Source organism: Blautia sp. 210820-DFI.6.14 (assembly GCF_020558815.1).
Taxonomy (GTDB): Bacteria; Bacillota; Clostridia; order Lachnospirales; family Lachnospiraceae; genus Blautia_A; species Blautia_A obeum.
This window is the reverse complement of the sequence record NZ_JAJCKS010000127.1, coordinates 1-288: the sequence shown is the minus strand read 5'-3', so window position 1 is coordinate 288 and position 288 is coordinate 1. Positions and strand designations below refer to the sequence as shown.

Below are 288 nucleotides of genomic sequence, written 5' to 3'. Positions count from 1 at the left end.
TTTTGACAGCGGAAATCACGCCACCCTCTGTGAGCCATTGCTGTGTTTCTTCAAGGGAATTTTGCTGTTTTGGTACTTGCAGTTTTAAGACTTCCACAGCCCCTAAAAAGCGTTCCCAAAACCGACAAGTTTTCCACCTGCTCTTATTACTTTCGTTTCTGTTTGGTACGACAAAGCGTAGGTTGTTTGCCAATAGCCCGAAAGCCAGTTCTCCCAGTTCCAGCGGTCTGTCCTTGAATGTCATGGCAAAAGCATGAGCCTTATCATCACGCAGTTGCATTTCTGTCC

Annotated in this window: 1 protein-coding gene; it reads right to left on the bottom strand. The window is 46.2% G+C overall.

Annotation, left to right across the window (positions count from 1 at the left end; translation table 11 throughout):
* Positions 1-288 (bottom strand): replication initiation factor domain-containing protein (locus tag LI112_RS18025; RefSeq protein WP_227191224.1); only part of this gene is annotated, 288 nt, incomplete at both ends.